The organism is Chitinophaga niabensis, from assembly GCF_039545795.1.
Taxonomy (GTDB): domain Bacteria; phylum Bacteroidota; class Bacteroidia; order Chitinophagales; family Chitinophagaceae; genus Chitinophaga; species Chitinophaga niabensis_B.
Genome location: NZ_CP154260.1, coordinates 3,294,712 through 3,318,236 on the forward strand (window position 1 = coordinate 3,294,712; position 23,525 = coordinate 3,318,236).

A 23,525-nucleotide genomic window follows, 5' to 3' on the forward strand; every position below is an offset into this window, starting at 1 on the left:
ATGATGGAATGACAGCAATCTTCGTTCCAAATTATTTGGACTGCATCTTAAGGATGCTGGCACCAAGCGGCGGGAGGCGCAACAGCAGGTCGTATGGCTTGCCATACTTACCGGGCCGGGGTTTAAGGGTACCGGCATTCACCACATTACTGCCATAGAAAACAGCAGCATCGCTATTGAGGATCTCTTTAAATGAGTTCTTCCAGGGAATAGCCACCGGATAGTCTTCCCGGGGTATAGGGGTCATGTTAAGCGCAATGAGGATCACCTCCCCTTCAGGGCTTTTACGGGCATATATCAGCACGCTGTTTTCATGATCGTCTGCATTGATCCACTCAAAGGTGTTGATGTCAAACTGGGATCCATACAGCACGGGTTCACTGGTATACAACTTGTTCAATGCTTTCACATACTGCTGCAAACCCTCGTGGGTTTTATGTTTCAGCAGATCCCAACTCAGTTCAGACTTATAATTCCATTCTTTGGTATCCGCAATTTCGTCTCCCATGAATAACAACTTGGTGCCGGGATGGGTGAACATATAACTATACATTAACCGGAGGTTGGCAAACTGCTGCCAGTCGTCTCCCGGCATTTTATAGATCATGGGGCTTTTACCGTGCACCACTTCATCATGACTGAGGGGTAGCATGAAGTTCTCACTAAAAGTATACATGATACTGAAAGTGATCTGGTTATGATACCATTTACGGAAGTAGGGATCCTTTTTAAAGTAATCCAGGGTGTCGTTCATCCAACCCATCATCCATTTCATACCAAAGCCAAGGCCTCCCATGAAAACGGGGCGGGATACACCGTAAAAGGAAGTGGATTCTTCTGCGATGGTCTGCACATCCGGGAAGCGGGAATAGATAGTACTGTTCATCTCTTTGAGGAAAGAGATGGCTTCCAGGTTTTCATTACCGCCCTGGTCATTAGGCTCCCACTGACCGGCTTTGCGGGAATAATCCAGGTGGATCATAGAGGCCACTGCATCTACCCTTAAACCATCAATATGGAATTTATCCAGCCAGAACAAGGCATTGCTGAGCAAAAAGGACCGGACTTCGTTGCGGGCATAGTTGAAAACATAACTGTTCCAGTCAGGATGAAACCCCTTCCGCATATCCGCATACTCATAGGTATGGGTACCATCAAAGCGATAAAGACCATGATCATCGTAAGGGAAATGGGAAGGCACCCAATCCAGGATCACTCCTATCCCTGCATGGTGAAAAGCATCCACCAATGCCATGAATTCCTGCGGGGTGCCGTAACGGGCGGTAGGCGCATAAAATCCGGTGAGCTGGTAACCCCAGGAACCATCAAAGGGATGTTCCATTACGGGCATGAACTCAACGTGGGTAAAACCCATCTCTTTTACATAGGGCACCAGCATGGCCCCTATTTCTTTATAAGAATAGAATACTTCGTGGTTATTGGCATCCGGCCTGCGCCAGGAACCCAGATGCATTTCATATACGGAGAAAGGACTTTTAAGGCTGTTCTTTTTGCCGCGTGATTTCATCCAGGCGGCATCTTTCCATTTGTACTCCAGGTTACTGACTACGGAAGCGGTTTTGGGCCTTAGCTCCCATCTGTTGGCATACGGGTCTCCTTTCCGGAGTTCTTCGCCTGAGTTGGAACGGATGAAGTACTTATACAGCTGATCTTCTTTAATACCGGGCAGGAAACCTTCCCAGATACCGGATTTATCCCACCTGGGCAGGAGTGTATGGCTGTAGGTGTTCCATTCATTGAAGTCGCCGATCACGGAAACATAGGCGGCATTGGGTGCCCAAACGGCAAAGTAAGTACCTGCCACCCCTTCGTAGGTAACGGTGTGGGAACCAAACTTTTCGTATAATCTGTCGTGGGAACCTTCCTGGAATAACTGGATGTCCTTTGCGGAAAACAACGAGAACGATTCTACGGGTTTTAGCTTGCGGAAGGGCTCTTCATCAAGTGGAATGCTATTTTTCTTTTGTTGGGTCGCCATACCTTGCTGTAACAGCTATTTTTTACAAGATAAAAAATAACCCGCAAACAAACGCCTGCGGGTTAAATTAATTATCAGGAAAAAACTGATTAACGTTTACCACGGTATCCACCGCCGCTTCCGCTACCGCTTTTGGAAAACTCCCTGCGTTGACGGAATCCGCCATCTTCGCTACCGGACCAGCTTTTCTTGCGATCGCCACCGCCGCCATAGGAGCGGTTGCCACCTGGCCTTCCGCCGCCACCAGCGCGTTTATCTCCATCCTGGGAAGTTTCGATCCTAACGGAGCGGCCGTTATGTTCTACCTTCTTAAAGCTCTGTTGTACTTTTTCCACCACATCGTTCTCTACTTCAAAGAAGGAGTAAACGCCTTTCAGGTCGATACGGCCGATGGAGTTACCACGCAGGCCGGTGCTGTCGCAAATGAAACGCAGCATATCGCCACGGGTGAAATTATCTACAGAACCCAGGTTGATGAACAGGCGGGTGAATTTGCTGTTACCGCTGCCACGGGAGAATGTACCCCCTCTGTCTTCGCCACGGCGTTCTTCTTTCACGTTCAGGTCTACTGCATCCTGGTAGTACTCGAGGAATTCATTGAATTCCAGGGAAGCAAAACGGCGGATCAGTTCTTCTTTGGTGAGGTCTGCAAACTCTTCGTATATACGGCCCAGGTATGGATCTATCTGTTCTTCGTTCACTACCACGTTGTGCACTTTATGCACCATGGCAAAGAGTTGTTTTTCGCATACGGCAAATCCATCGGGCACTTCTGCTTTGATGAACTTTTTGTTGCCAAGTACGCGCTCTATCTGACGGATCTTACCGATATCACGGGCACCAATGATGGCAATGGATACACCGGAACGGCCAGCGCGGGCAGTACGTCCGCTTCTGTGTGTGTAGTTCTCTACATCATCCGGCAGATCGTAGTTAATTACGTGCGTTACGTTATCCACATCGATACCGCGTGCAGCCACATCTGTAGCTACCAGCATCTGGATGGATTTCTCACGGAAGCGTTTCATTACTTTATCCCTTTGTTGCTGGGTAAGGTCGCCATGCAGTGCATCAGCGTTATAACCATCACGGATGAGGGATTCAGCGATCTCCTGTGATTCAATCTTGGTGCGGGTGAAGATGATACCGAAGATCTCAGGGTTGAAATCCACGATACGTTTCAGCGCAGCATATTTATCGCGTGGGCGCACCACGTAGTATTCATGCTCAATGTTCACATTACCTGCATTCTTGCTGCCTACGGTAAGCTCAAAGGGGTCCTTCATGTATTTCTGTGCAATACGGCGAACTTCCTGTGGCATGGTAGCAGAGAACAACCAGGTTGTTTTTTCTGCCGGTGTATTGGAAAGAATGCTATTGATATCTTCCTGGAAACCCATGTTCAGCATTTCGTCTGCTTCGTCCAGTACGGCATAACGTACATTGTCGAAGTTAACTGCACCACGGTCTATGATATCCAGCAAACGGCCCGGAGTAGCTACCACTATGTGTACACCGCGTTTCAGTTCGCGCAGTTGCAAACCAATGCTGGTACCACCATATACGGCTACGATGCTTACATCACCGAGGTGTTTGGAGAAGTTATTAAGATCGCTCGTGATCTGCATGCACAGCTCACGTGTAGGACAAAGGATCAGGCCTTGTGGCTGACGTACTTTAAGATCAAGGTTTTGCAGTAATGGTAAACCAAATGCGGCGGTTTTACCGGTACCGGTTTGTGCCAGGCCCACAAAATCGCGGTCTCCTCCGAGAAGGGCCGGGATTGCTTTTTCCTGGATAGGGGTTGGGGTTACAAAGCCTAAGTCTGTAACGCCTTTCAGAATGTTTTCCTGAAGTCCTAATGATTCGAATGTTATCATCTGTTTGTTGTGTTGGCCCGCTTGTTTTTTTAAACAGGCCGGGTGATCAATTAGCCGGTCTTCAAATTAGTTTAAACCAGCTCTCCTTCCAGGTCGTAGTCGAACGCCCTGGTTATTTTAACCTGTACAAAATCTCCGGGTTTCAACTTTCTGTCCGTGTTAATGATCACCTCATTATCCACCTCAACTGAATCGAACTCCGTGCGGCCCAGGTATCGGCCGGATTCTTTTTTATCTATTATTACTTTAAATACTTTACCAACCATCTCCTGGTTCTTTTCCAGGGAGATCTCCTGTTGTGTTTCCATGATGTCCTGCGCGCGGCGCTCTTTCTCTTCTGCAGGAATATCATCCACCAGGTCATGTGCGGAAGTACCTTCCTCATGACTGTAAGTGAATACCCCTACCCTGTCAAACCGCACTTCTTCCAGGAAACGTTTTACATCCTCCACATCTTCCAGTGTTTCTCCGGGGAAACCAGCAATGAGCGTGGTACGCAGGGCAATACCCGGCACCTGTTCACGGATGGATTTCACCAGGTCCAGGATCTCCTTGCGGGTGATCTGGCGCTTCATGGCTTTGAGCATGGGGTCTGCAATGTGCTGCAAAGGCATATCCAGGTAATTACAGATATTATCTCTTTGCTTCATTACCTCCAGTATCTCCATCGGGAATTTGGTGGGATAGGCGTAATGCAGCCTGATCCATTCCAATCCTTTCACATCAGCCAGTGCATGTAACAGTTCGGGAAGACGGCGTTGTTTGTACAGGTCCAGCCCATAATAGGTAAGTTCCTGTGCAATCAGCATGATCTCCTTCACGCCACTCTTTACCAGTTTCTCCGCTTCGGCCACTAAAGCCTCAATGGGTTTAGATACGTGCTGGCCGCGCATCAGCGGGATAGCACAGAAAGAGCAGGTACGGTTACAACCTTCGGAAATTTTCAGGTAGGCATAATGAGAAGGGGTGCTTAACAAACGCTCACCAATCAGTTCCGCTTTATAGTCCGCATCAAAACGTTTGAGGATAAGGGGTAATTCCATGGTACCAAACCAGGCATCCACACCTTCTATCTCTTTTTCAAGATCTCCGCGGTAGCGTTCGCTCAGGCAACCTGTCACAAATACTTTATCCAGTTTACCACGCTGTTTCAGGTCTACCTGTTCCAGGATGGTATTGATGGATTCTTCTTTTGCTTTATCAATGAATCCGCAGGTGTTCACTACTACGATGTTATGATCGCGTTTTTCGCTTTCATGCACTACATTGATATCATTGGCAATAAGCTGACCGCTTAACACCTCAGAATCAACCATGTTCTTTGAACAACCTAACGTAATAATATTAACCTTGTCTTTCTTTAAAGTTCTTGTCTTCAAATAGCAATGTTTTAAATTCCCACTTTCGGCAGGCATTTGCCACGAAGACACGCAGACACGCTTTAAATACACAGCAGGCAGCTGTTTGAGTGACTATGAGTCTTAGTGGAGGACTAATGAGAAGTTGCAAAGTTAGTGATAAATATTGAAATTACATGTGTTCACACATATTTAATATCCATTATCAGGGTGTTACGCAGCTTTTTAAGCCCGTTTTATGCCAGGTGCTTCCTGATCTCTTTCTCCGCGCGTTGCTTTGCTACCTTCCGTTTATAGTGATACCACCACTCCGGGGCCATTTTAATGAGCAGGTTATTCATGCTCCTTTTACCCATGAGATGGTATAAACCGTTCAGTTTACCGCTCAGGGTCTGATCCAGCGCCCGGAGGCTCATGGCAAAACCACCATCCAGGTACTCCATATGATGCCAGTAACCTGCAGGCATGAACATGGTATCCCCGTGTTCCAGCACGGTGGTATAACCACGGGCATACTGAAGGGCAGGAAATTTGGTTTCTGTTTCGTTGAGGCGTTCCGGCCAGTTCTCGAAGCTCGCCGCACTTTCCACGGTCAGCGGCATGCGGTAGATGAGGGTGGATTGCTGATTGTCCAGCAGCAGCACTCTTTTGCGGCCAACGAACTGGGTATGCATGATATGACTGAGGTCGATATCGTAGTGCATGTGCGCAATGGAGCCGGCTCCACCTACAAAGAGCATGGGGTAGCGTTTCAGGAAACCTTTTAAAAGGAAATCCGGCCAGGTAAAATCATTCACCAGTTGCGGCGCATGTTGAAAAATGTTAAAAAGGAAGATCCGCAGGCTTACCGGCCCCTGCTGTATCATATCAAGGTATTCTCCAAAAGGAATGTAATCATCTGCGCCATTGACAAGCGTTTTGGCGCCTGCCCTCGTATTGTTATAAACCCCTACGGTTTTATCTCCAACTATTGATTTAAAGTAATCCCAGGTCCATTTATCCCGGGCTGGCCAGTCTTTCGACAATCCTGTAATGATCAAGGGTTTGCGTGGCTCATAATATTGGGTCTTAAAGTCCTGGGCAGATATGTTCTCAACTCGATCTATGGATTGTATTTGCATAAATTTCGAATTGTTAATAAGGGTGAAACAATTGCAACACTAAAACGTAATCAAATTTAAGCAATTGCGGGGTTAGAAGTGCAGGGTGCATAAAAGGTTGATAATTATTGTATTTGTATAGTTTACACAAAATAAAAATGCCGGAAGTGATACTTCCGGCATTTTACATAATTATTTAATAATCAACTATTTAAGCTAAATAATGAGTCTACGAATTCTGTCTTATCAAAAACCTGCAGATCTTCCATTTTCTCTCCTATACCGATATATTTTACAGGTATTTTAAACTGATTGGCGATGGCCAGCACTACCCCGCCTTTAGCGGTACCATCCAGTTTGGTAATGGCCAGGGAGGTCACTTCCGTAGCGGCCGTGAACTGACGGGCCTGCTCCAGGGCATTCTGGCCGGTGGAACCATCGAGCACCAGTAATACATCATGCGGCGCATCGGGGATCACTTTGTTCATTACCCTTTTGATCTTACTGAGTTCATCCATGAGGTGCAGCTTGTTATGCAGGCGGCCGGCAGTATCTATGATGATCACATCCACATTCTTTGCCACACCGCTTTGCACGGTATCAAAGGCAACGGCTGCGGGATCTGAACCCATTTGCTGTTTAACGATGGGCACACCGGTTCTTTCACTCCAGATGGTGAGCTGGTCTACTGCGGCAGCGCGGAAGGTATCTGCAGCGCCCAGCATTACGGATTTACCGGCCTTTTTGAAGTTATAGGCCAGTTTACCGATAGTGGTGGTTTTACCCACACCGTTCACGCCTACCACCATGATCACATAGGGCTTTTTACCTTCAGGGATATCGAAATCCTTAAAGCCACTATCCGGCGCATCTACCAGGAGGTTTGCAACTTCTTCTTGCAGTATCCTGTTCAATTCACTGGTATTCAGATATTTATCTTTAGCTACGCGTTCTTCAATTTTACTGATGATGCGTACTGTGGTATCTACTCCTACGTCTGCGGAAACAAGCGCTTCTTCGAGATTATCCAGCACTTCTGCGTCTACGGTGGACTTACCGGCGATGGCGCGGCCTATTTTTGAAAGGAAGCTTTCTTTTGTTTTCTGCAAGCCCTGATCCAGACTTTCTTTCTTTTCCCGGGAAAAGAGTTTATTGAAAAAACCCATTTAAATACATTACGGATTAGCAATTACAATTCGTGGTGCAAAAATAGGTTGTTCTGGACGAAGTATTATGTTTTGTTTAAAGGAAGAGCCCGTCCAGCTTTTTAGCCTGTCCCGGTTTTAGCTGCAGGTCTATCACTTTGTTTCCATACCGCACCTTAGCGGTAGTCCCCTTAATGCTTCTGATAGTAGCTGTAAACAGCTTCCCGTTCTTCCACTCCATATCCACTTCAAAACCGCCGCGTGCACGTAGTCCCGTTACCTTTCCATCCTTCCAGCCGGCTGGTATGGCAGGTAAGAGATGTATGAACCCGGCATGACTTTGCAGCATCATTTCCCCCATTCCTGAAATACCGCCGAAGTTACCGTCTATCTGAAAAGGCGGATGGGCGCAGAACAGGTTGGCATAGGAGCCGCCGCCCCTGGAATATTCTGTTCCTTCCATACCGGTGAGCCTTAAGAGGTTGCGGATAAGTTTATAGGCATGATCGCCATCGTGCAGGCGTGCCCAGAAATTGATCTTCCAGGCAATGCTCCAGCCGGTCCCTTCATCTCCTCTTATCTCCAAAGTTTTCCTGGCCGCCTGGGCAAAAGCTGGTGTTACGATGGGTGAGATCTCCCTTCCCGGGTGCAACCCGAATAAATGAGATACATGCCGGTGCCGCGGGTCTTCATCTTCCCAATCCTTATACCATTCCTGCAGGTTGCCTTTTTTGCCGATCTGCAAAGGGAAGAGTTTACGTTGTTTTTCTTTGAGCAGATTGCGGAAAGCCTCATCCTTACCCAGGATCTCCGAGGCTTCTACCAGGTTCGTGAAAAGATCGCGGATGATAGACATGTCCATGGTTGTGGCAATAGAGATACTGCCCTTCTCCCCGCTCTCTGTAATAAATACATTTTCAGGTGAGGAAGCCGGTGCTGTTACCAGCAGGCCGTTAGGGTCTTCTACCAGCCAATCCAGGCAAAACAAGGCGGCCTCTTTCATCAGCGGGTAAGCCGTGTTCTGCAGAAAATCCTTATCTCCCGTAAAAGCGTAATGTTCCCAAAGGTGCTGTGAAAGCCAGGGACTGCCCATAGCCCAGTTAGCCCAGGTGGGACTGCCTTTTCCAAGATCACCTACAGGATTGGAAGTAGCCCAGATATCCGAGTTGTGGTGCACCGCCCAGCCTCTGGCTTTGTAAAAGTTCTTTGCAGTTTCCCGGCCTGTTACCGCAGTGTTCTTAATGAACTCCATAAAAGGCAGGTGCATTTCAGAAAGGTTCACCATTTCCGCCGGCCAGTAATTCATCTGCGCATTGATATTGGTGGTGAAGTTGCTGCTCCAGGGTGCCCGCAGGATGGGATTCCAGATCCCTTGCAAATTAGCAGGGATACCGCCGGGGCGGGAACTGGCAATCAGCAGATAGCGGCCGTACTGAAAATAAAGCGCTTCCAGGGCAGGGTCTGCAGCCCCGCGGGTATATTCCATCAGGCGCTCGAGTGTAGAACTTGTTACTTCAGGATTATTGTTGAGAGAAAGCGTAACCCGGTTGAAATATTGCTGATAATCCCTGATGTGATCCTTTTTAATCTGGTCGAAACTTTTAGTAAAAGCTTTATTTAAGTATCCCTGAGCTAACTGTGATTCATCTTTATCCGGGCATTTGTCAAAGCCATTAAAGCTGGTGGCGGCGGAGATATATAATACGGCTTCTGTAGCATTTGTGATATGCAGACCTGCGGTATCTGTGGTAACACTACCATCTTTGAGCTGTGCTTTAATCCTTAATTCGTACCGCATTCCCCTGCAAGCCACATCATAGATAACAGGCTCGGGGTTATATCCTACATAATTAGGATCTGCATGGGAAGGCGCCTTTCCTTTCATGATCAGCTCATTCTTTCCTGCAGCAATATTCTTAAAACGAACGAGACTATTGGTAGATGCATCAAAGCTGAGCTGGCCTTTTTTATCTGAACGCAGGCGGATCATGATCACCTGGTCTGGCGCGGAGGCAAAGATCTCCCGGGTATATTGCACACCGTTCACGGAAAAACGGGTGAGTGTGGTAGCATGGCTGATATCCAGATCCCGGTAAAGCGCTTCAGGTGTACCGCCAAAGCGATGTTTTATGAGGAGGTTGCCTAATGGCATATAGGATTCCGTATACAGGCCCTGGATCTTTTTACAGAGTTGTTCAGCAGTTTTGTAATCTCCTTTGAAGAGTGCTTCCCTGACTTTGGGAAGGAATTCCGGGGCCTGGGGATTGGGGTTCAGGTTTGCTGGGCCGCCGGACCAGAGGGTTTCCTCGTTCAAATGGATCAGTTCCTCCTGCGGACGGCCAAATACCATGGCTCCTAATCTGCCGTTACCAATTGGCATGGCTTCCGTCCATTTATCGGCGGGTTGTTTGTACCAGAGCTTTAAAGGTTGCTGTGCTGCGGCGGGTGTGGCTGCGAGGCAAAAGACAAGGAAAATAAAACGGATCATCATAACGGTGTTTTCAGGTTACGCCAGCAAGTATAAGGAGTATTTGACCGGGAATATTCCAGTAAACCGGCAAATCCCTGTTTTATTTTAACTCCTTCTAACCTGCTTTCCCCGAAACACAAAAAGCCGTCCCGTAATGAGACAGCTTTTTTGCAGTATGATTAGTAAAGCCGAATTATTTGTTGCTGATGAACTCCTGAACTTTATCCTTGTGTACGATCGCTTCTTTAAAAGTATACGCACCGGATTTAGGAGAACGTACCGCTCTGATCACTTTAGTCCACACCTTAGCTTCGGCTGCTGCCTTTGCATCTTTCTTGATCGCGGTTTTCGCTGCTTTTGCCATTTTCTTATTGTGTTAAATGTTAATTGAAATTGTCAATCATCCAGAGCTAATCGTATGAACTCTAAACGATTAACTACAAAGCAATTAGCATTGACTTATTTGATTTCTTTGTGTACAGTTACCTTCCTCAGGATAGGGTTGTACTTTTTCAACTCCAGACGCTCGGGAGTATTTTTCTTGTTCTTGTTGCTGATGTAGCGGGAAGTACCTGGCTGACCAGAGTTTTTATGCTCGGTGCACTCCAGTATAACTTGTACCCTGTTACCTTTCTTTGCCATTTTGTATTCTTATTAAGTTGATCCTTAATGGATTAGATGTCCTTGTTGCCACCTGCGCGCAGTTCTTTCACTACGGCATACAGGCCACGTTTGTTAATGGTTCTTAAACCATCTGCAGACACTTTCAAAGTGATCCACTTATCCTCTTCCGCTAAGAAGAAACGTTTGGTTTGCAGATTAGGCAGAAACCTCCTGTTAGTCTTAATGTTCGAGAAAGATACGTGATGACCTGTAATTGGTTTTTTCCCTGTCACCTGACATACTCTTGCCATGTTCTTAAAATTTTGGACTGCAAAAGTCGCACTAATTTGTTTAATAATCAAATTCTGGCCAGTGTTTTTATTCACACTATTTTGGACTGTCCTTTTTTATGGACAGTCCGGCCACCTCAAAGTAACACCCCTAAGCTCTTAATAACCGCGCCCAGCCTCACCGCATCCAGGATCCGCTGTTGTTCTGTACCATGTTTCAGCAGGGCCTCTTCGTGGGAGGTTACACACATCTGGCAACCATTCAGGGCAGAAATCACCAGGCTCACCAGTTCAAACAGCTCTTTTCCGATCAGGGGATTGGCCATTATGCTCATGCGGATACCTGCCGGCGCCGTGGTATAGAATTCCTTCTCCACGAAATGGCGGAAACGGTAGTATACGTTATTGGCATTCATCAGGGAGGTGCAGCTCAGGATATCAGCTATCTCCTTATCGGTAGCACCTGCAGCGAGGGCCAGTTGCTCAAAACCGCTCTGCAGGGCAGGCAGCTTTTCGTTGATGGCCACAGAAAGCCCTATCAGGTAAGCATCCTTTTTAGGAAGCGTGGCTGCATCGAGCGCATTGGATACATTGATCTTAAGATCTTTCAAGTAACGGGCATCAGCGGCAGCAAGTGCAGCCAGCTTTGCAGGCACTTCCGTACCGGGGAGGCCTACCACCTGCAATAATTGCTGAGCGGTATCCTGTGTATTTGTAGTGAACATATCTTTTTCTTTTAACGAAATACCGGGCAGAGGTTCCTGCCCGGTATACAATAATTCATTGGATTAAGCTTTGATGGTAGCTTCACCTTTCTGCCAGTTGCAGGGGCACAGCTCATCTGATTGCAGTGCGTCCATTACGCGCAGTACTTCTTTTACGTTACGGCCTACAGACAGGTCGTATACGGAAGTCCAGCGAACAATACCCTGAGGATCTACCACAAAAGTAGCACGGTAAGCGATCTTCTCTTCTGCTTCCAGGATACCCAGTTCCTGTGCGAGACTTTTAGAAGTGTCTGCCAGCATAGGAAATTGCAAACCACGGAGGTCATCGTGATTATTTCTCCAGGCAAGGTGAACGAATTCAGAATCTGTAGAAGCACCGATCAGGATAGCATCGCGGTCTGCGAAGTCCTGGTAGTGTTTGTTGAATTCAGCGATCTCTGTAGGGCAAACGAAAGTGAAATCCTTCGGCCACCAGAACATAACCATCCATTTGCCGGAAGCTTTGATCTCTTCAGAAGAGATCTCATAAAACTCTTTTCCTTTCTCGATTGATACAACTGCCTTTTTTGCGAACGCCGGGAACTCCGCCCCTACTGATAAAACTGCATTTTTCATGATACTATGTCGGATTTATTGATTTAATGCTATGCTATTTTTGTAAAGCCGCCGCAAAGTTGCCCCGCAAAAAATTATAAATCAAATAGATTTACCAACGCTAGATATCGACTTTATCTATATTGTTTTTAAATTTTATAGACGTAGGTTCTATAAGATGCTGTACCAGTAAGGGATATGCATTTCAGCTCTTCTTTTTTGAACCAAAAGGCATCTTTTTTACGTAGATACACGTAACCTTTTGGCACGTTATTTAGTTATATAAGTAAGCAAGATTAAAATGATTGGTTATGAAATTTAGAAATGTACTTTTAGTGATCCTTACGGTAGGCCTTGCTTTGATTCCGTTTATCAAAAACAGTATCAACAAACAGGATGAATTTGATGCTACACAGGATTTGTTCATCTAGTTTAGGCGGGTGCATACAGGTAGTATGACCGCAGCGGGCTCCATTGTACCGTGATGTTCGTTTCGCCCCGGACCTGGGCGTGGGAACTTTTTTGCTCAGCCAGCCACAGTGCCCCGGCAGCATATGTAGACAGTTTTCCCCTAAAGGCTTTAAAGGCGGACCAAAAGATGGTCCGCCTTATTTTTTTTACTTAGCAGCTACGATCTTATACAGGCCTGCGCCATGCGGGTTGATCTCAGGGGCAAAATCTCCTGTAAACGTTCCAAGTACTTTGCCCGTCCACAGATCCGTGATCACACCCGGCACCCCTACCCCGATGTCTTTCAGCGCTACCGGCACCTTCCTTTGCTCTTCGGAGATATTGAACAGCGCCAGGTATTTAATACCAGGCTCCGCCGCCGTCCAGGCCGCTTTATCCTGATCCCTGAAAAGAGGGCGGTTCCCGGTGCTTTTATTCAACACCCGCAATACCTCCTTATTGGTCAGGAGCGAAAGGGTGAACGGGTCGTTATCCGGCAGGTTTCCGCCAAACATCAGGGGGGACTTAAAAATGGCCCACAAGGTCATGAGTGTATATTGCTCATCACGCGTGAAGCGGGCCATCCTGGGCTCCCCTCTTTCCGCACGTATGCCAATACGGCCAAGCGGTAACATATCCCCATCCGGGAAAGCACCAGGCTTGCGCCATTTATTCCAGCGTTCAAACACTTCAAAATGCTCTTTTAATTGTTTCCAGTTATCCCAGAAGTCGCCCACCGTACGCCACATGTTTGCATGCTGCTGTACATGCCCTGCATGTGCCAGCGGTGTTTCGCCGGGGGATGTGCTCAATACGATCTTTCTGCCTGTTCTGTCAATCGCCTTGCGGATCATCTCCACTTCCCCTGCAAAATAGATGGGAGAAGAAAGATCATCTACCTTAACAAAATCCAGCCCCCAGGAGGCATACATTTCAAACAGGGAGTTGTAATACTCCTGCGCCCCGGGCTTCCCTGGCAACACGGTATACATATCGTGCAGCCACAGGCACTGGTCTTTCTCAGAATAGATATCCTTTACCCTCAGTTTTGTTCCTTTTATGGCTACATTCTTTTTCACGGCCTCCACCGGCACACCGCGCATAATATGAATACCGAATTTCAGGCCTTTGCTGTGTATATAGTCTGCCAGCGGCTTGAATCCCTTTCCGCCGGCCGCTGAAGGGAAACGGTTTACGGCAGGCAGAAAGCGGCCGTACTCATCCATGGTGAACTCCGGGTTGGTTTCATTATACCCATGCGCTTTATCGTTCGCTACATACCAGCGGATGTCCACCACAATGTAATTCCAGCCATACGACTTTAAATGCCGGGCCATATAATCTGCATTTGCTTTTACTTCAGCTTCTGTGACTGTGGGCCCAAAGCAGTCCCAGCTGTTCCAGCCCATGGGAGGTGTAGCAGCCCAATTGTGGAAGTTTTGGGCATTCACTGTATTGGCTAAAAAGATGAAGGAAAGGAAGGTGATAATTTTCATAACTGTATATCAGACATTTTAATTGTCTAATATACAGTTATTATGCTGAAATATATAATGAGCCCTGCATCCATCCTTTTCAGGTGAATGAGTTCATGCTTCAGGGATCGCAGGGCACGGTTCATCTGTTTTTCTATTGTGCCGGTAGCTATCTCCAGCTCGGCGGCTATTTGCCGGTAACTCATGTCGTGCTCCTTGTGCATCCTGAAAATGAGTTGCTGCTGTTGCGGGAGTTTATTGATGGCCTGTTGGATCAACTGGTGTTTTTCTTCGTTCATTACCTTTTCATCCGGCGATGGGGCAATATCTTCAGGGGTAATTTTTAAGAGTAATTCTTTCTGCCTCCCCCGCTTTCTCATTTCATCCAGAAATATATTCCGGGCGTATTGCCGCAACAGGGCAAGGATGGCATGATCGTCCTTTACGGTGTGTATATGCTGCCAGAGGCGGATGTAACATTCCTGCATGATATCTTCGCACAAATGTGCTTCTCCGCACATGGCAAACAATATGGAAAAGAGCTTGTCATGTGTTTCGTCAATGATCCGCTTTAACCTGTTTTCATGATATTTCTGCAAGGGATACCTTATTTGCGTTAAAGATAAAAGGCCAAGGTTAACTAATCATTAAGCGTGTAATTGCTGTACGGGCAAATTAAATGGCGAACGTGTTGATACTGTAAAATATATTTACCGTACTTATTTATGGATAAGAAAACACTGGAAGATTTTTTCAAGGGGCATTTAACCGGCGAGGAGCGGGAGCAGGTAATGCAATGGGTAACAGAGCAGGGTGAAGGCTGGATAGATACCTATATACAGGATAACTGGGATCTGCCGGTGGCGCATCAGATTCCTCCCCGGCAGAAAGCTTCCATGAAGGCCAGGGTGATAGAAAATATCAGGGCGCAGCAACCTGTGCGTAAACTATGGTTGGAAATCGGCCGCGCAGCAGCTATCTTGCTGCTCCTTAGCGCGGGTGCCTGGTGGTGGATGCAGCAGCAACAGGCCCCTCCGCAATGGTATACGGTGAGCAATAACGGCGGCGGACATATCATGCTGCGGGACACTTTGCCGGATGGTACGATCATTACGCTGAATGAACATTCCAGTTTGAAATATCCTTCTTCCTATAATAAAAAGAACAGAACGGTATTTCTCAGCGGCGAAGCGTTTTTTGAAGTGCATCACGATAAGGAAAAACCCTTCATTGTAAAAGCAGGGAATGCTTCCACCCGGGTATATGGTACAGCTTTCAGTGTATCCGCCTATACTTCATCCGGCCAGTTGCGTGTAGGATTGCAGCGGGGAAGCATTGGCGTAATATCCGATACAGCAAATGAGGAACAGGAAAAGATGCTGGTGCCCGGTGAACTGCTGATCTACAACAAGGAAAATAAAACGGTATCTATAGAAAACCAGGCACCGGAAAAGCTGGGCGCCTGGACCACGGGAAAGCTGGTGTTTTTCAAAACACCTGGAAAAGATGTGTTCAGCCAACTGGAGCAGCGGTACGATGTACATTTCAGTAAAGACCATGAAATAGCAGAGAGAACAGTGACCGCCACTTTTGATAGCGTACCGCTAAGTAAGGTATTACAGCATATTTCTTTTGTATGGAATATCCGCTTTGAACAACGGGGAGACAGTATCTATGTAAAGTAAGGGGTAACAGATCAATCATTTTCACGCACTCAAAAATAAAGCGCTGTCGGGCAGGACAGCGCTATTGGAAGTGCTTTACTTAAACAATAAAACAATCAACAACAAAGCTATGACAAAAAAACCAGAAAGCGTGTTGTCAAAAAAATGCGGTCCCCTGTACTGGAAGGCATGGGGCCTGTTCCTTTTGTCCCTCTTACATGCGCCATACGCTATAGCGCAGAACATCAAAGTGGACCTTGCCAGAACGGACCTTGCCCGTGTGGTGGACGTTATTCAGCGGCAGGCCAGCGGTTATGAATTCTCCTACCAGGAAGAGGCCCTGGCAAAAGTAAAGCTGGAGCGTGTACACCTGGAAACAGGCAAACTAAAGGATGCACTGGACCAGTTACAGCAATATGGTTTAAAATATATGCTGGACGGGAAAACAGTATCCCTCCGATATGCTGCGCCCGCACCCAGGCCAGCGCCTGTACAACAGGTGTCCGATATCCGCTCCGGCGTTATTACCGACGCGGAAACGGGAGAAGTCATCATTGGCGCCACTGTTCGCGTAAAGGATGGTGATGCAGGTACATCCACCAATGAAAAAGGGGAATTCAGCATCCGGGCCAAAGCAGATGCCACCCTCATTATTAGCTTCATTGGTTACATCACTAAGGAAATAGCACTGAAAAACCAGCCTGCTGTTATCAACATCTCCCTGGCACCAGACCAGCGGCGGCTTAAACAGGTAGTAGTAACAGCCCTGGGTATCAAACGGGATGAAAAAGCACTGGGTTATGCCGTACAGAAAGTAGCCGGGGAAGAAGTACAGCGTGTGAAGGGGGTTGACATTGCCACTTCCCTCACCGGTAAAGTAGCCGGGCTCTTAATTCAAAACAGTACAGAATTCTTTGAAGCCCCCACCATCTCTTTGAGAGGCGGTACTCCCCTGCTGGTGATCAATGGCGTGCCTTATGGTAACATGACGCTCCGGGATATCAGTCCTGATGACATTGAAAGCATGGATGTGCTCAAAGGTTCCACCGCCGCTGCATTATACGGGCAGCGCGGCGGAGATGGCGTGCTCATCATCACCACCAAAAAAAGCGGGAGGAAAGGTGTTACGGTTTCCCTCAATAGTAATACCATGTTCAATGCAGGCTTTCTCACCCTGCCTGAAGTACAGCATAATTACAGTGCCGGTCTCGGCGGTACTTACAGCGCTACGGATTATATCTGGGGAGACCGGCTGGATATCGGCAGAACGGCTGTACAATGGGATCCCGTGAGCAAATCACTGAAAGAGATGCCACTCACTTCCCGTGGTAAGGATAACTTTAAGAATTTCCTGGAGCCCAGTTTCATCACCAATAATAATATCAGCGTTACACAAACCGGGGAGAACGGAAGTTTCCGTGTTTCTTTAACCGATATCTATAATAAAGGCCAATACCCTAACGCCAAAGGGAATATGATCAATTTCTCCATGGGCGGCGAAATAAAAGTGGGCAGCCGGTTCAACCTGGAAGCAACAGTGGGTTACAATAAGCGCAAGTCTCCACAGATCTGGGGCAGCGGTTATGGCAACCAGGGTTATATCTATAACCTGCTGATGTGGACAGGCCCTGAATACGATGTTACACAGTTCCGTGATTACTGGGTTACACCGGGTAAAGAACAGAACTGGATGTATAAAACATGGTACGATAACCCTTACCTGATCGCCTATGAAAAACTGAATGCAATAGATCAGAATACCTATAATGCCAGTCTTTCTGCAGGTTACACCTTATTCTCCGGTGCACGCCTGCAATTCAGGAGCGGTATGGATTACTATGGCAATGAGGATACCAAACGTAATCCTATCAATATCAATTCTACCCGTGGTGGTTATGAATCCAAAGGATTGTACATGCTGAGCCAGTTAACAGGTTTCAGTATTAACAACGACCTGCTTTTCACCATCAATAAAAAAGTGGGCAACCTGGGTATTGACGGACTTGCGGGAGGAACCATCTATTATTTCCGCAATAATGTGCTCACGGGCAAAACAAGGGGCGGGCTTTCCATTCCCGGCCTTTACTCCCTGGCATCTTCTGTGGAACGCCCGGATGTAATTGCCGGCCAGTCCGCCAAACAGGTGAACAGTCTTTTCGGTAAGCTCACCCTCTCCTGGAAAAGTGCATTTTTTGTGGACGTAACAGGCAGGAATGATTGGAGTTCTACCCTTCCAAAAGCCAGCCGTTCTTATTTCTACCCTTCCGTGGGCGCCAGCACGGTATTATCGGAACTGTTCAAAATGCCAAAGTGGATGGACTTCTGGAAAGTGCGCGGGTCCTGGGCTTTATCCAAAGGCGACCTGGGCATCTATGCTACCAACAGAACCTATGCCACTGCGCTGGGTGTTTGGGAAGGGCTTAATACCGGTAGTTATCCTACCAATATCTTCGATGGCAGTATCAATCCTAAAACAGCGCGCACCTGGGAAGTGGGCACGATGGCCTATTTCCTGAAGAACCGCCTGCAGGCAGATATCACTTACTACAACAAATACAGTTACAACCAGCAGGCGAACGCAGAGATCTCTTCCGCCTCCGGTTTTACCACAACCCTGGTAAATACGGATGAATCCTATGTACGCCGTGGCGTGGAGATCACCATTGGCGGTACACCTATCAACGGCGTGCTGCGCTGGGATGCCATGTTCAATTGGTCCACTTCCCACGAATATTACAAAACGCTGGACAAGGAATATTCCTCTGATAACCTGTGGACGAAAGTGGGTGAGCGCAGAGATGCTTACGTAACAGAACCATGGGAAAAAGACCCGCAGGGGAATGTAGTGCACCAGGATAATGGCCTTCCGCTGATGAGTAAATACCCTGCCCGTATCGGTTACATGGATCCCAGCTGGATCTGGGGTTTTACCAACAGCTTCGCTTACCGCAATTTCATTTTCAGCTTTAGTTTCGATGGCAGAGTTGGCGGCCTGATGTATGAATACATGAATAACAAAATGTGGGATACCGGCGCGCATCCTGAAAGCGATAATCAGTATCGTTATGACGAGGTGGTGAACCACAAGATCACTTACATCGGCAAAGGTGTAAAAGTGCTTTCCGGGGAAATGAAACAGGATAAATACGGCAGGATCATAGAAGATACACGTGTGTTTGCGAAGAACGACATCCCCGTTTCCTACGAAGCCTATTCCCGCGAGTTTGCGGATGGCACGCCGGGTGGTGCGCTTGATCCCACATTCCTGAAGCTCCGCGAAGTATCACTTCAATATAACCTTCCTGTGAATGTATTCAGGAAAATAGGTGCCAGTGCTGCTTCCGTTGCTTTAACCGGGCAGAATGTGCTGATCTGGAGGAAACAATTCAAGTATGCAGATCCGGACAAAGGTAAGGATGACCTGAACTCTCCTTCTAACCGGTACATTGGTATGAACATCAAGCTTACTTTCTGATCAAAGACAAACAAGGTAATTATGTACAAGCAATATATAACGATATTACTGGCGGCCATCCTGCTCAGCAGCTGCTCAAAGTTTGAGAAGATCAATACTGATCCGAACAAAACAACCATCGTGACTTCAGAGATGCTGGCCACTACCCTGCTGCTGGACGTCACTAAAACCACATTTAAATCAGGTACTGATTTCATGCGCCCGCATATGCTGGGCAAATACACCTGCTGGTCTTCCAGCGCCAACGAAGAGCAATACAACCGCCTGGGCCGTACAGAGTTCTTTGACCGTTTGGTGGTATTGAACAATATCGAAAAAATGATATCGCTGGCCACCAGCAGCGAACTGAAGAATTCCTATACTGCCCTGGGCCATGCTCTCCGGGCCTGGCGCTTTTTTGAACTCACCATGCAGGTGGGAGACATTCCTTATTCCCAGGCTTTGAAAGGCGAAACGGAAGGCATCATCAAACCGGATTATGATCAGCAGAAAGAAGTGTTCCTGGGCATTCTGCAGGAACTGGACAAAGCAGACAGCCTCTTTGCCAAAGGCGTTAATTTTGGTGGCGACCCCATTTATGGCGGCAATACGCTGAAGTGGCGGAAAATGGTGAATACCTTTCAGCTGAAAGTACTGATCAATCTCTTCCGTAAAACGGCGGATACAGATCTGAAGGTGATCACCCGCTTCCAGAAGATCATGAACGGTATGCCCTTGTTTGAGGGGAATGAAGATAATTTCCAGTTGAAATTCTTTGACAAATCCGGCGAGAAGTATCCTTTTTACAAGGAAGGCAACCAGTCCTACGTATACATCATGCTGAGCAGCGTGATCGTGGATTCTTTAAAAAACCTGCAGGACCGCCGTCTTTTCTATTACACCAATCCTTCCCCGGTGAAGATAGAACAGGGCATGGCGGTGAATAACTGGAATGCCTATATTGGCCTTGATCCTTCCATGCTCTATTCCAATCTGACGCAGATTGCAGGCTCACGGGATTATTCCACTATTAACGACCGTTACCTGGAATTAGCAACCGGAGAGCCTATTTACCTGCTGAGTTACGCGGAATTAAAATTCATGCAGGCAGAAGCAGTGGTAAGAGGATGGATCAGCGGCGATGCCGCCACTTATTACAACGCAGGTGTAACCGCAGCGATGAAGTTTGTAACAGATAACACACCGGATGAAGCGCGTTATCATCATAATATGCAGATCACTAATGATTATGTGCAGAACGTTTATTTAAAACAACCTGCCGTTACATTCTCTTCGCAACCTGATCAGCAACTGAAACAAATATTCCTGCAAAAATATCTCTCCACTTACCTGCAGGATCCCGGCCATGCTTTCTATGAATACAGGCGCACCGGTTATCCTGTATTCCCTGTGAACCCGGCTTCTAATATGAATATCCCTTCAGATAAGATCCCCAGCCGCTGGATGTATCCGCAAAAGGAACTGGACTTCAACAGCGTACACCTCTCTGATGCTGTACAGCGCCAGTATGGGAACGATGATGTGAATGGGCAGATGTGGTTACTGAAGGCTAACTAAATTTATTTTATGCAAAGGATATTGATACTATTGGTATGCTTTCTGGGCAGCAGTGCATTCAGAGAGCAACCTTACTTCGTTATAAAACCATACGTGCAACTGGCCACACAGCAGAGCATACGGATACTCTGGGAAACATCTGAACCGGGTGTATCCTGGGTGGAATATGGCCCTGCGTTATATGAGGCGGAACAGCCGGTGCTAACGCTAAAAACTGCGGCCCCTGATGTGGCCACCATGCACGAAATAGAACTGAAAGGATTAACGGCGGAAACCGATTATTTCTACCGCACGGTGACCGTGCTCCGGGGAGGTGATACATTGGTTAGTGAGGCCTCCCCTTTTAAAACTGCGGTGAAAGAAAATACACCTATCGGGTTTGCCGTGTTCAGCGATTCCCAGAAGAATGCACCTGTCTGGGGAAAACTCACTGCCCTGGCGGCAAAAGAACGGCCCAACTTTGCTATTCACGGAGGAGACCTGGTGGATTATGGTTATGTAAAACGCAATTGGGTGGAAGAGTTCTTCGCACCTTCTTATAACTTTATGCGCAGTTACCCGATCTATACGATCATGGGGAACCATGAACATGGAGCACCTTACTATTACCAGTACCTCAGCAATCCAGCTCCCGAATACTACTATACTTTCAAATACGGGAACACACAGTTCTTTCTCTTTGATACGGATCATGATGTGAAACCCGGCACAGAAGTATATGAATGGCTGGAATGGGAACTGGCGCGTTCTACAGCCACCTGGAAGATAGCAATGCATCATCATCCGCCCTTTTCATCAGACACAGATGATTTTGGAGAAACCGCCAAAGGCGGCCGTTCCATACTCGGTGATCCGGATCTCAAAGACCTGCCGCCATTGTACGAAAAGTATGGCGTGGATGTAGTTTTCTATGGTCACATACATACCTATGAACGTACCTGGCCCATCTTAAAGGGTAAGCCGCGGGGTGATAAAGGTGTGCGGTATATTAATATCGGCGGCAGTGGTGGTGATGTGGAACACTCTGCACCTACCCGTTCCTGGTTCACCAATAAAGTGAAAACGGGTTTTCATTTTGGTTATGTAAGGATTGCGGAAAATGTATTGCAGTTCCAGGCTATTGATGAAGACGGGAATGTATTCGATGCTTTTGATCTCACGAAGGGCACACCATGGCATGATGCATCACTGGTACGTCAAACACCGCCTGTGCCGCTGTTCTCTTCTGCTTCGGATGTATTTACGGATGAATTAAAGGTAACACTCGAAGGGGCGCTGCCGGGGCTGGAACTCCGCTATACAACGGACGGTACAGAACCAGGGAAACGTTCTGCGCTGTATACCGCTCCGATTACTTTAAAACAGAGCTGTACATTGAAGGCCGTTGCTTTCAGTAAAGAAGGAAGCAGCCGTGTGGTGGAGAAGAAGTTTGAAAAGCAGGTGCCTTTTGCCGGAAGCCGCAGTGTTGCACCTTTGCCGGGACTGTTGTATCGTTATGCGGAAGGCACTGTGAAAAGCAAAGCAGACTTTGAAAAATTATCCTTTAGCCAACCGGCTGCGGTAAAAAGTTATGACCTTAAAGAGATTACACACCGCGGGGAAGAATGGGCAGTTGAATTTACAGGATATGTGTATGTAGCGGAAGATGGAGTGTATAAATTCAGCGGCCATGCAGAGAACTGGTTAAAGTTCTATGTGCATGATCAGTTGCTGATCGAGGAATATGATCAGGATATCACCCTGGGTGGAGAGATTGCGTTGAAGGCAGGATATCATCCGGTGAAGATCATTTATTATGATCTGCGGAGGCCGCCTTCCATTGATCTGTATATACAGAAAACAGGTGGGAAAGTGATGCCTTTGCCGGATAGTGCTTTATTTCATTAATGCAAGGAAGGAAAAGTGATTCCTTTGCTAAAGGATGCTTTATGTCATTAATGCAAGATCGGAAAGTCATCCACCTGCCAAAGAGCGCTTTATGTCATTAATGCAAGATCGGAAAGTCATCCACCTGCCAAAGAGCGCTTTATGTCATTAATGCAAGGGCGAAAAGTCATCCACCTGCCAAAGAGCGCTTTATGTCATTAATGCAAGGGCGAAAAGTCATCCACCTGCCAAAGAGCGCTTTATGTCATTAATGCAAGATCGGAAAGTCATCCACCTGCCAAAGAGCGCTTTATGTCATTAATGCAAAACGGGCTGTCCTGATTAAGACAGCCCGTTTCATTTATTTCTGCGCTACAGGTTTTAATGCCGAGGGCGACCAATGCTTAAAGAACGCCAGCACTTTTTTACTGCTATGTCCCTTCCCTTCTTCCAGGTACTCGGAGTTCTGGGTATGAATACGCTGGCCTTTTCCATCCAGGATCACAAACACCGGAAAGCCGAAACGTTCCGGATGCGCCAGGGATGCAAATACCGCTTCGTTCTTATTCTCCTGGCTGTAATTCACGTGTACTACTTCGTAGTTACTGGCCAGGTAGTTTTTCAGGGTATCGTTGGATTTAACCAGTTTATCGAAAGCAATACACCATCCACACCAGTTACCACCCATCTGCAGGAAAACGTGTTTGCCGGAGGCGGCTGCTTTTTTCACCGCAGCGGCGATATCCTCTTTTGCATTTGCAGCAGGGTCGTAGAGTTTGGGTTGACTGGTGGTTTGAGCAAAACCCGCAGCAAATATCAGCAGGCAACTGAGCAGGAGCGTTATCTTTTTCATGTTGGTTTTGATTTGTTA

General features: G+C 47.2%; 18 protein-coding genes. 4 read left to right on the plus strand and 14 right to left on the minus strand.

Going from position 1 to position 23,525, the window contains the following annotated elements; translation table 11 throughout:
* Positions 1-31 precede the first annotated feature (31 nt).
* The 13 genes from glgB to AAHN97_RS12840 form a co-directional block, all read right to left on the minus strand.
* Entirely contained in the window at positions 32-1,999 is a 1,968-nt protein-coding gene (glgB, locus tag AAHN97_RS12780; RefSeq protein WP_343308022.1) for a 1,4-alpha-glucan branching protein GlgB, read from the minus strand.
* A gap of 89 nt (positions 2,000-2,088) precedes the next feature.
* A complete protein-coding gene (locus tag AAHN97_RS12785; RefSeq protein ID WP_343308023.1) occupies positions 2,089-3,879 on the minus strand; it encodes a DEAD/DEAH box helicase in 1,791 nt (596 codons plus the stop codon).
* Between the two features lie 71 nt (positions 3,880-3,950).
* On the minus strand, positions 3,951-5,258 hold the full coding sequence (rimO, locus tag AAHN97_RS12790; protein ID WP_343308024.1) for a 30S ribosomal protein S12 methylthiotransferase RimO: 1,308 nt from the start codon (positions 5,256-5,258) through the stop codon (positions 3,951-3,953).
* A gap of 215 nt (positions 5,259-5,473) precedes the next feature.
* On the minus strand, positions 5,474-6,358 hold the full coding sequence (locus AAHN97_RS12795) for a cupin-like domain-containing protein (protein WP_343308025.1): 885 nt from the start codon (positions 6,356-6,358) through the stop codon (positions 5,474-5,476).
* 182 nt (positions 6,359-6,540) lie between these two features.
* A complete protein-coding gene (gene ftsY, locus AAHN97_RS12800; RefSeq protein ID WP_343308026.1) occupies positions 6,541-7,503 on the minus strand; it encodes a signal recognition particle-docking protein FtsY in 963 nt (320 codons plus the stop codon).
* A gap of 76 nt (positions 7,504-7,579) precedes the next feature.
* Positions 7,580-9,973: a glycoside hydrolase family 95 protein gene (locus AAHN97_RS12805; protein ID WP_343308027.1), complete on the minus strand. Its 2,394-nt coding sequence runs from the start codon at positions 9,971-9,973 to the stop codon at positions 7,580-7,582.
* 172 nt (positions 9,974-10,145) lie between these two features.
* Entirely contained in the window at positions 10,146-10,316 is a 171-nt protein-coding gene (locus AAHN97_RS12810) for a DUF4295 domain-containing protein (RefSeq protein ID WP_074238940.1), read from the minus strand.
* A gap of 95 nt (positions 10,317-10,411) precedes the next feature.
* Complete coding sequence (gene rpmG, locus AAHN97_RS12815; RefSeq protein WP_074238941.1) at positions 10,412-10,594, minus strand: 50S ribosomal protein L33; 183 nt, start codon at positions 10,592-10,594, stop codon at positions 10,412-10,414.
* 32 nt (positions 10,595-10,626) lie between these two features.
* On the minus strand, positions 10,627-10,866 hold the full coding sequence (gene rpmB / locus AAHN97_RS12820; protein WP_074238942.1) for a 50S ribosomal protein L28: 240 nt from the start codon (positions 10,864-10,866) through the stop codon (positions 10,627-10,629).
* Positions 10,867-10,982: 116 nt separating this feature from the next.
* On the minus strand, positions 10,983-11,570 hold the full coding sequence (locus tag AAHN97_RS12825) for a carboxymuconolactone decarboxylase family protein (RefSeq protein WP_343308028.1): 588 nt from the start codon (positions 11,568-11,570) through the stop codon (positions 10,983-10,985).
* Positions 11,571-11,633: 63 nt separating this feature from the next.
* A complete protein-coding gene (locus AAHN97_RS12830; protein ID WP_074238944.1) occupies positions 11,634-12,188 on the minus strand; it encodes a peroxiredoxin in 555 nt (184 codons plus the stop codon).
* Between the two features lie 596 nt (positions 12,189-12,784).
* Positions 12,785-14,113, minus strand: coding sequence for a glycoside hydrolase family 27 protein (locus tag AAHN97_RS12835; protein ID WP_343308030.1), 1,329 nt, complete (start codon positions 14,111-14,113; stop codon positions 12,785-12,787).
* Positions 14,114-14,139: 26 nt separating this feature from the next.
* Positions 14,140-14,691 carry an RNA polymerase sigma factor gene (locus AAHN97_RS12840; protein ID WP_343308031.1) on the minus strand — a complete coding sequence of 184 codons (552 nt, stop codon included), beginning with the start codon at positions 14,689-14,691 and terminating at the stop codon, positions 14,140-14,142.
* Between the two features lie 126 nt (positions 14,692-14,817).
* Between AAHN97_RS12840 and AAHN97_RS12845 the strand changes: the two genes are divergently transcribed.
* The 4 genes from AAHN97_RS12845 to AAHN97_RS12860 all read left to right on the plus strand — a co-directional run bounded on the left by AAHN97_RS12845 (position 14,818) and on the right by AAHN97_RS12860 (position 22,675).
* A complete protein-coding gene (locus AAHN97_RS12845) occupies positions 14,818-15,777 on the plus strand; it encodes a FecR family protein (protein WP_343308032.1) in 960 nt (319 codons plus the stop codon).
* 109 nt (positions 15,778-15,886) lie between these two features.
* Positions 15,887-19,231, plus strand: coding sequence for a SusC/RagA family TonB-linked outer membrane protein (locus tag AAHN97_RS12850; protein ID WP_343308033.1), 3,345 nt, complete (start codon positions 15,887-15,889; stop codon positions 19,229-19,231).
* 21 nt (positions 19,232-19,252) lie between these two features.
* A complete protein-coding gene (locus AAHN97_RS12855; protein WP_343308034.1) occupies positions 19,253-20,788 on the plus strand; it encodes a SusD/RagB family nutrient-binding outer membrane lipoprotein in 1,536 nt (511 codons plus the stop codon).
* A gap of 9 nt (positions 20,789-20,797) precedes the next feature.
* Entirely contained in the window at positions 20,798-22,675 is a 1,878-nt protein-coding gene (locus AAHN97_RS12860; protein ID WP_343308035.1) for a metallophosphoesterase, read from the plus strand.
* A 340-nt stretch (positions 22,676-23,015) separates the two neighbouring features.
* On the opposite strand, the gene AAHN97_RS12865 is transcribed toward AAHN97_RS12860, so the two are convergent.
* Positions 23,016-23,507 (minus strand): thioredoxin family protein, encoded by a 492-nt coding sequence (locus AAHN97_RS12865; RefSeq protein ID WP_343308036.1) that lies wholly within the window; start codon positions 23,505-23,507, stop codon positions 23,016-23,018.
* Between the last annotated feature and the right edge of the window lie 18 nt (positions 23,508-23,525).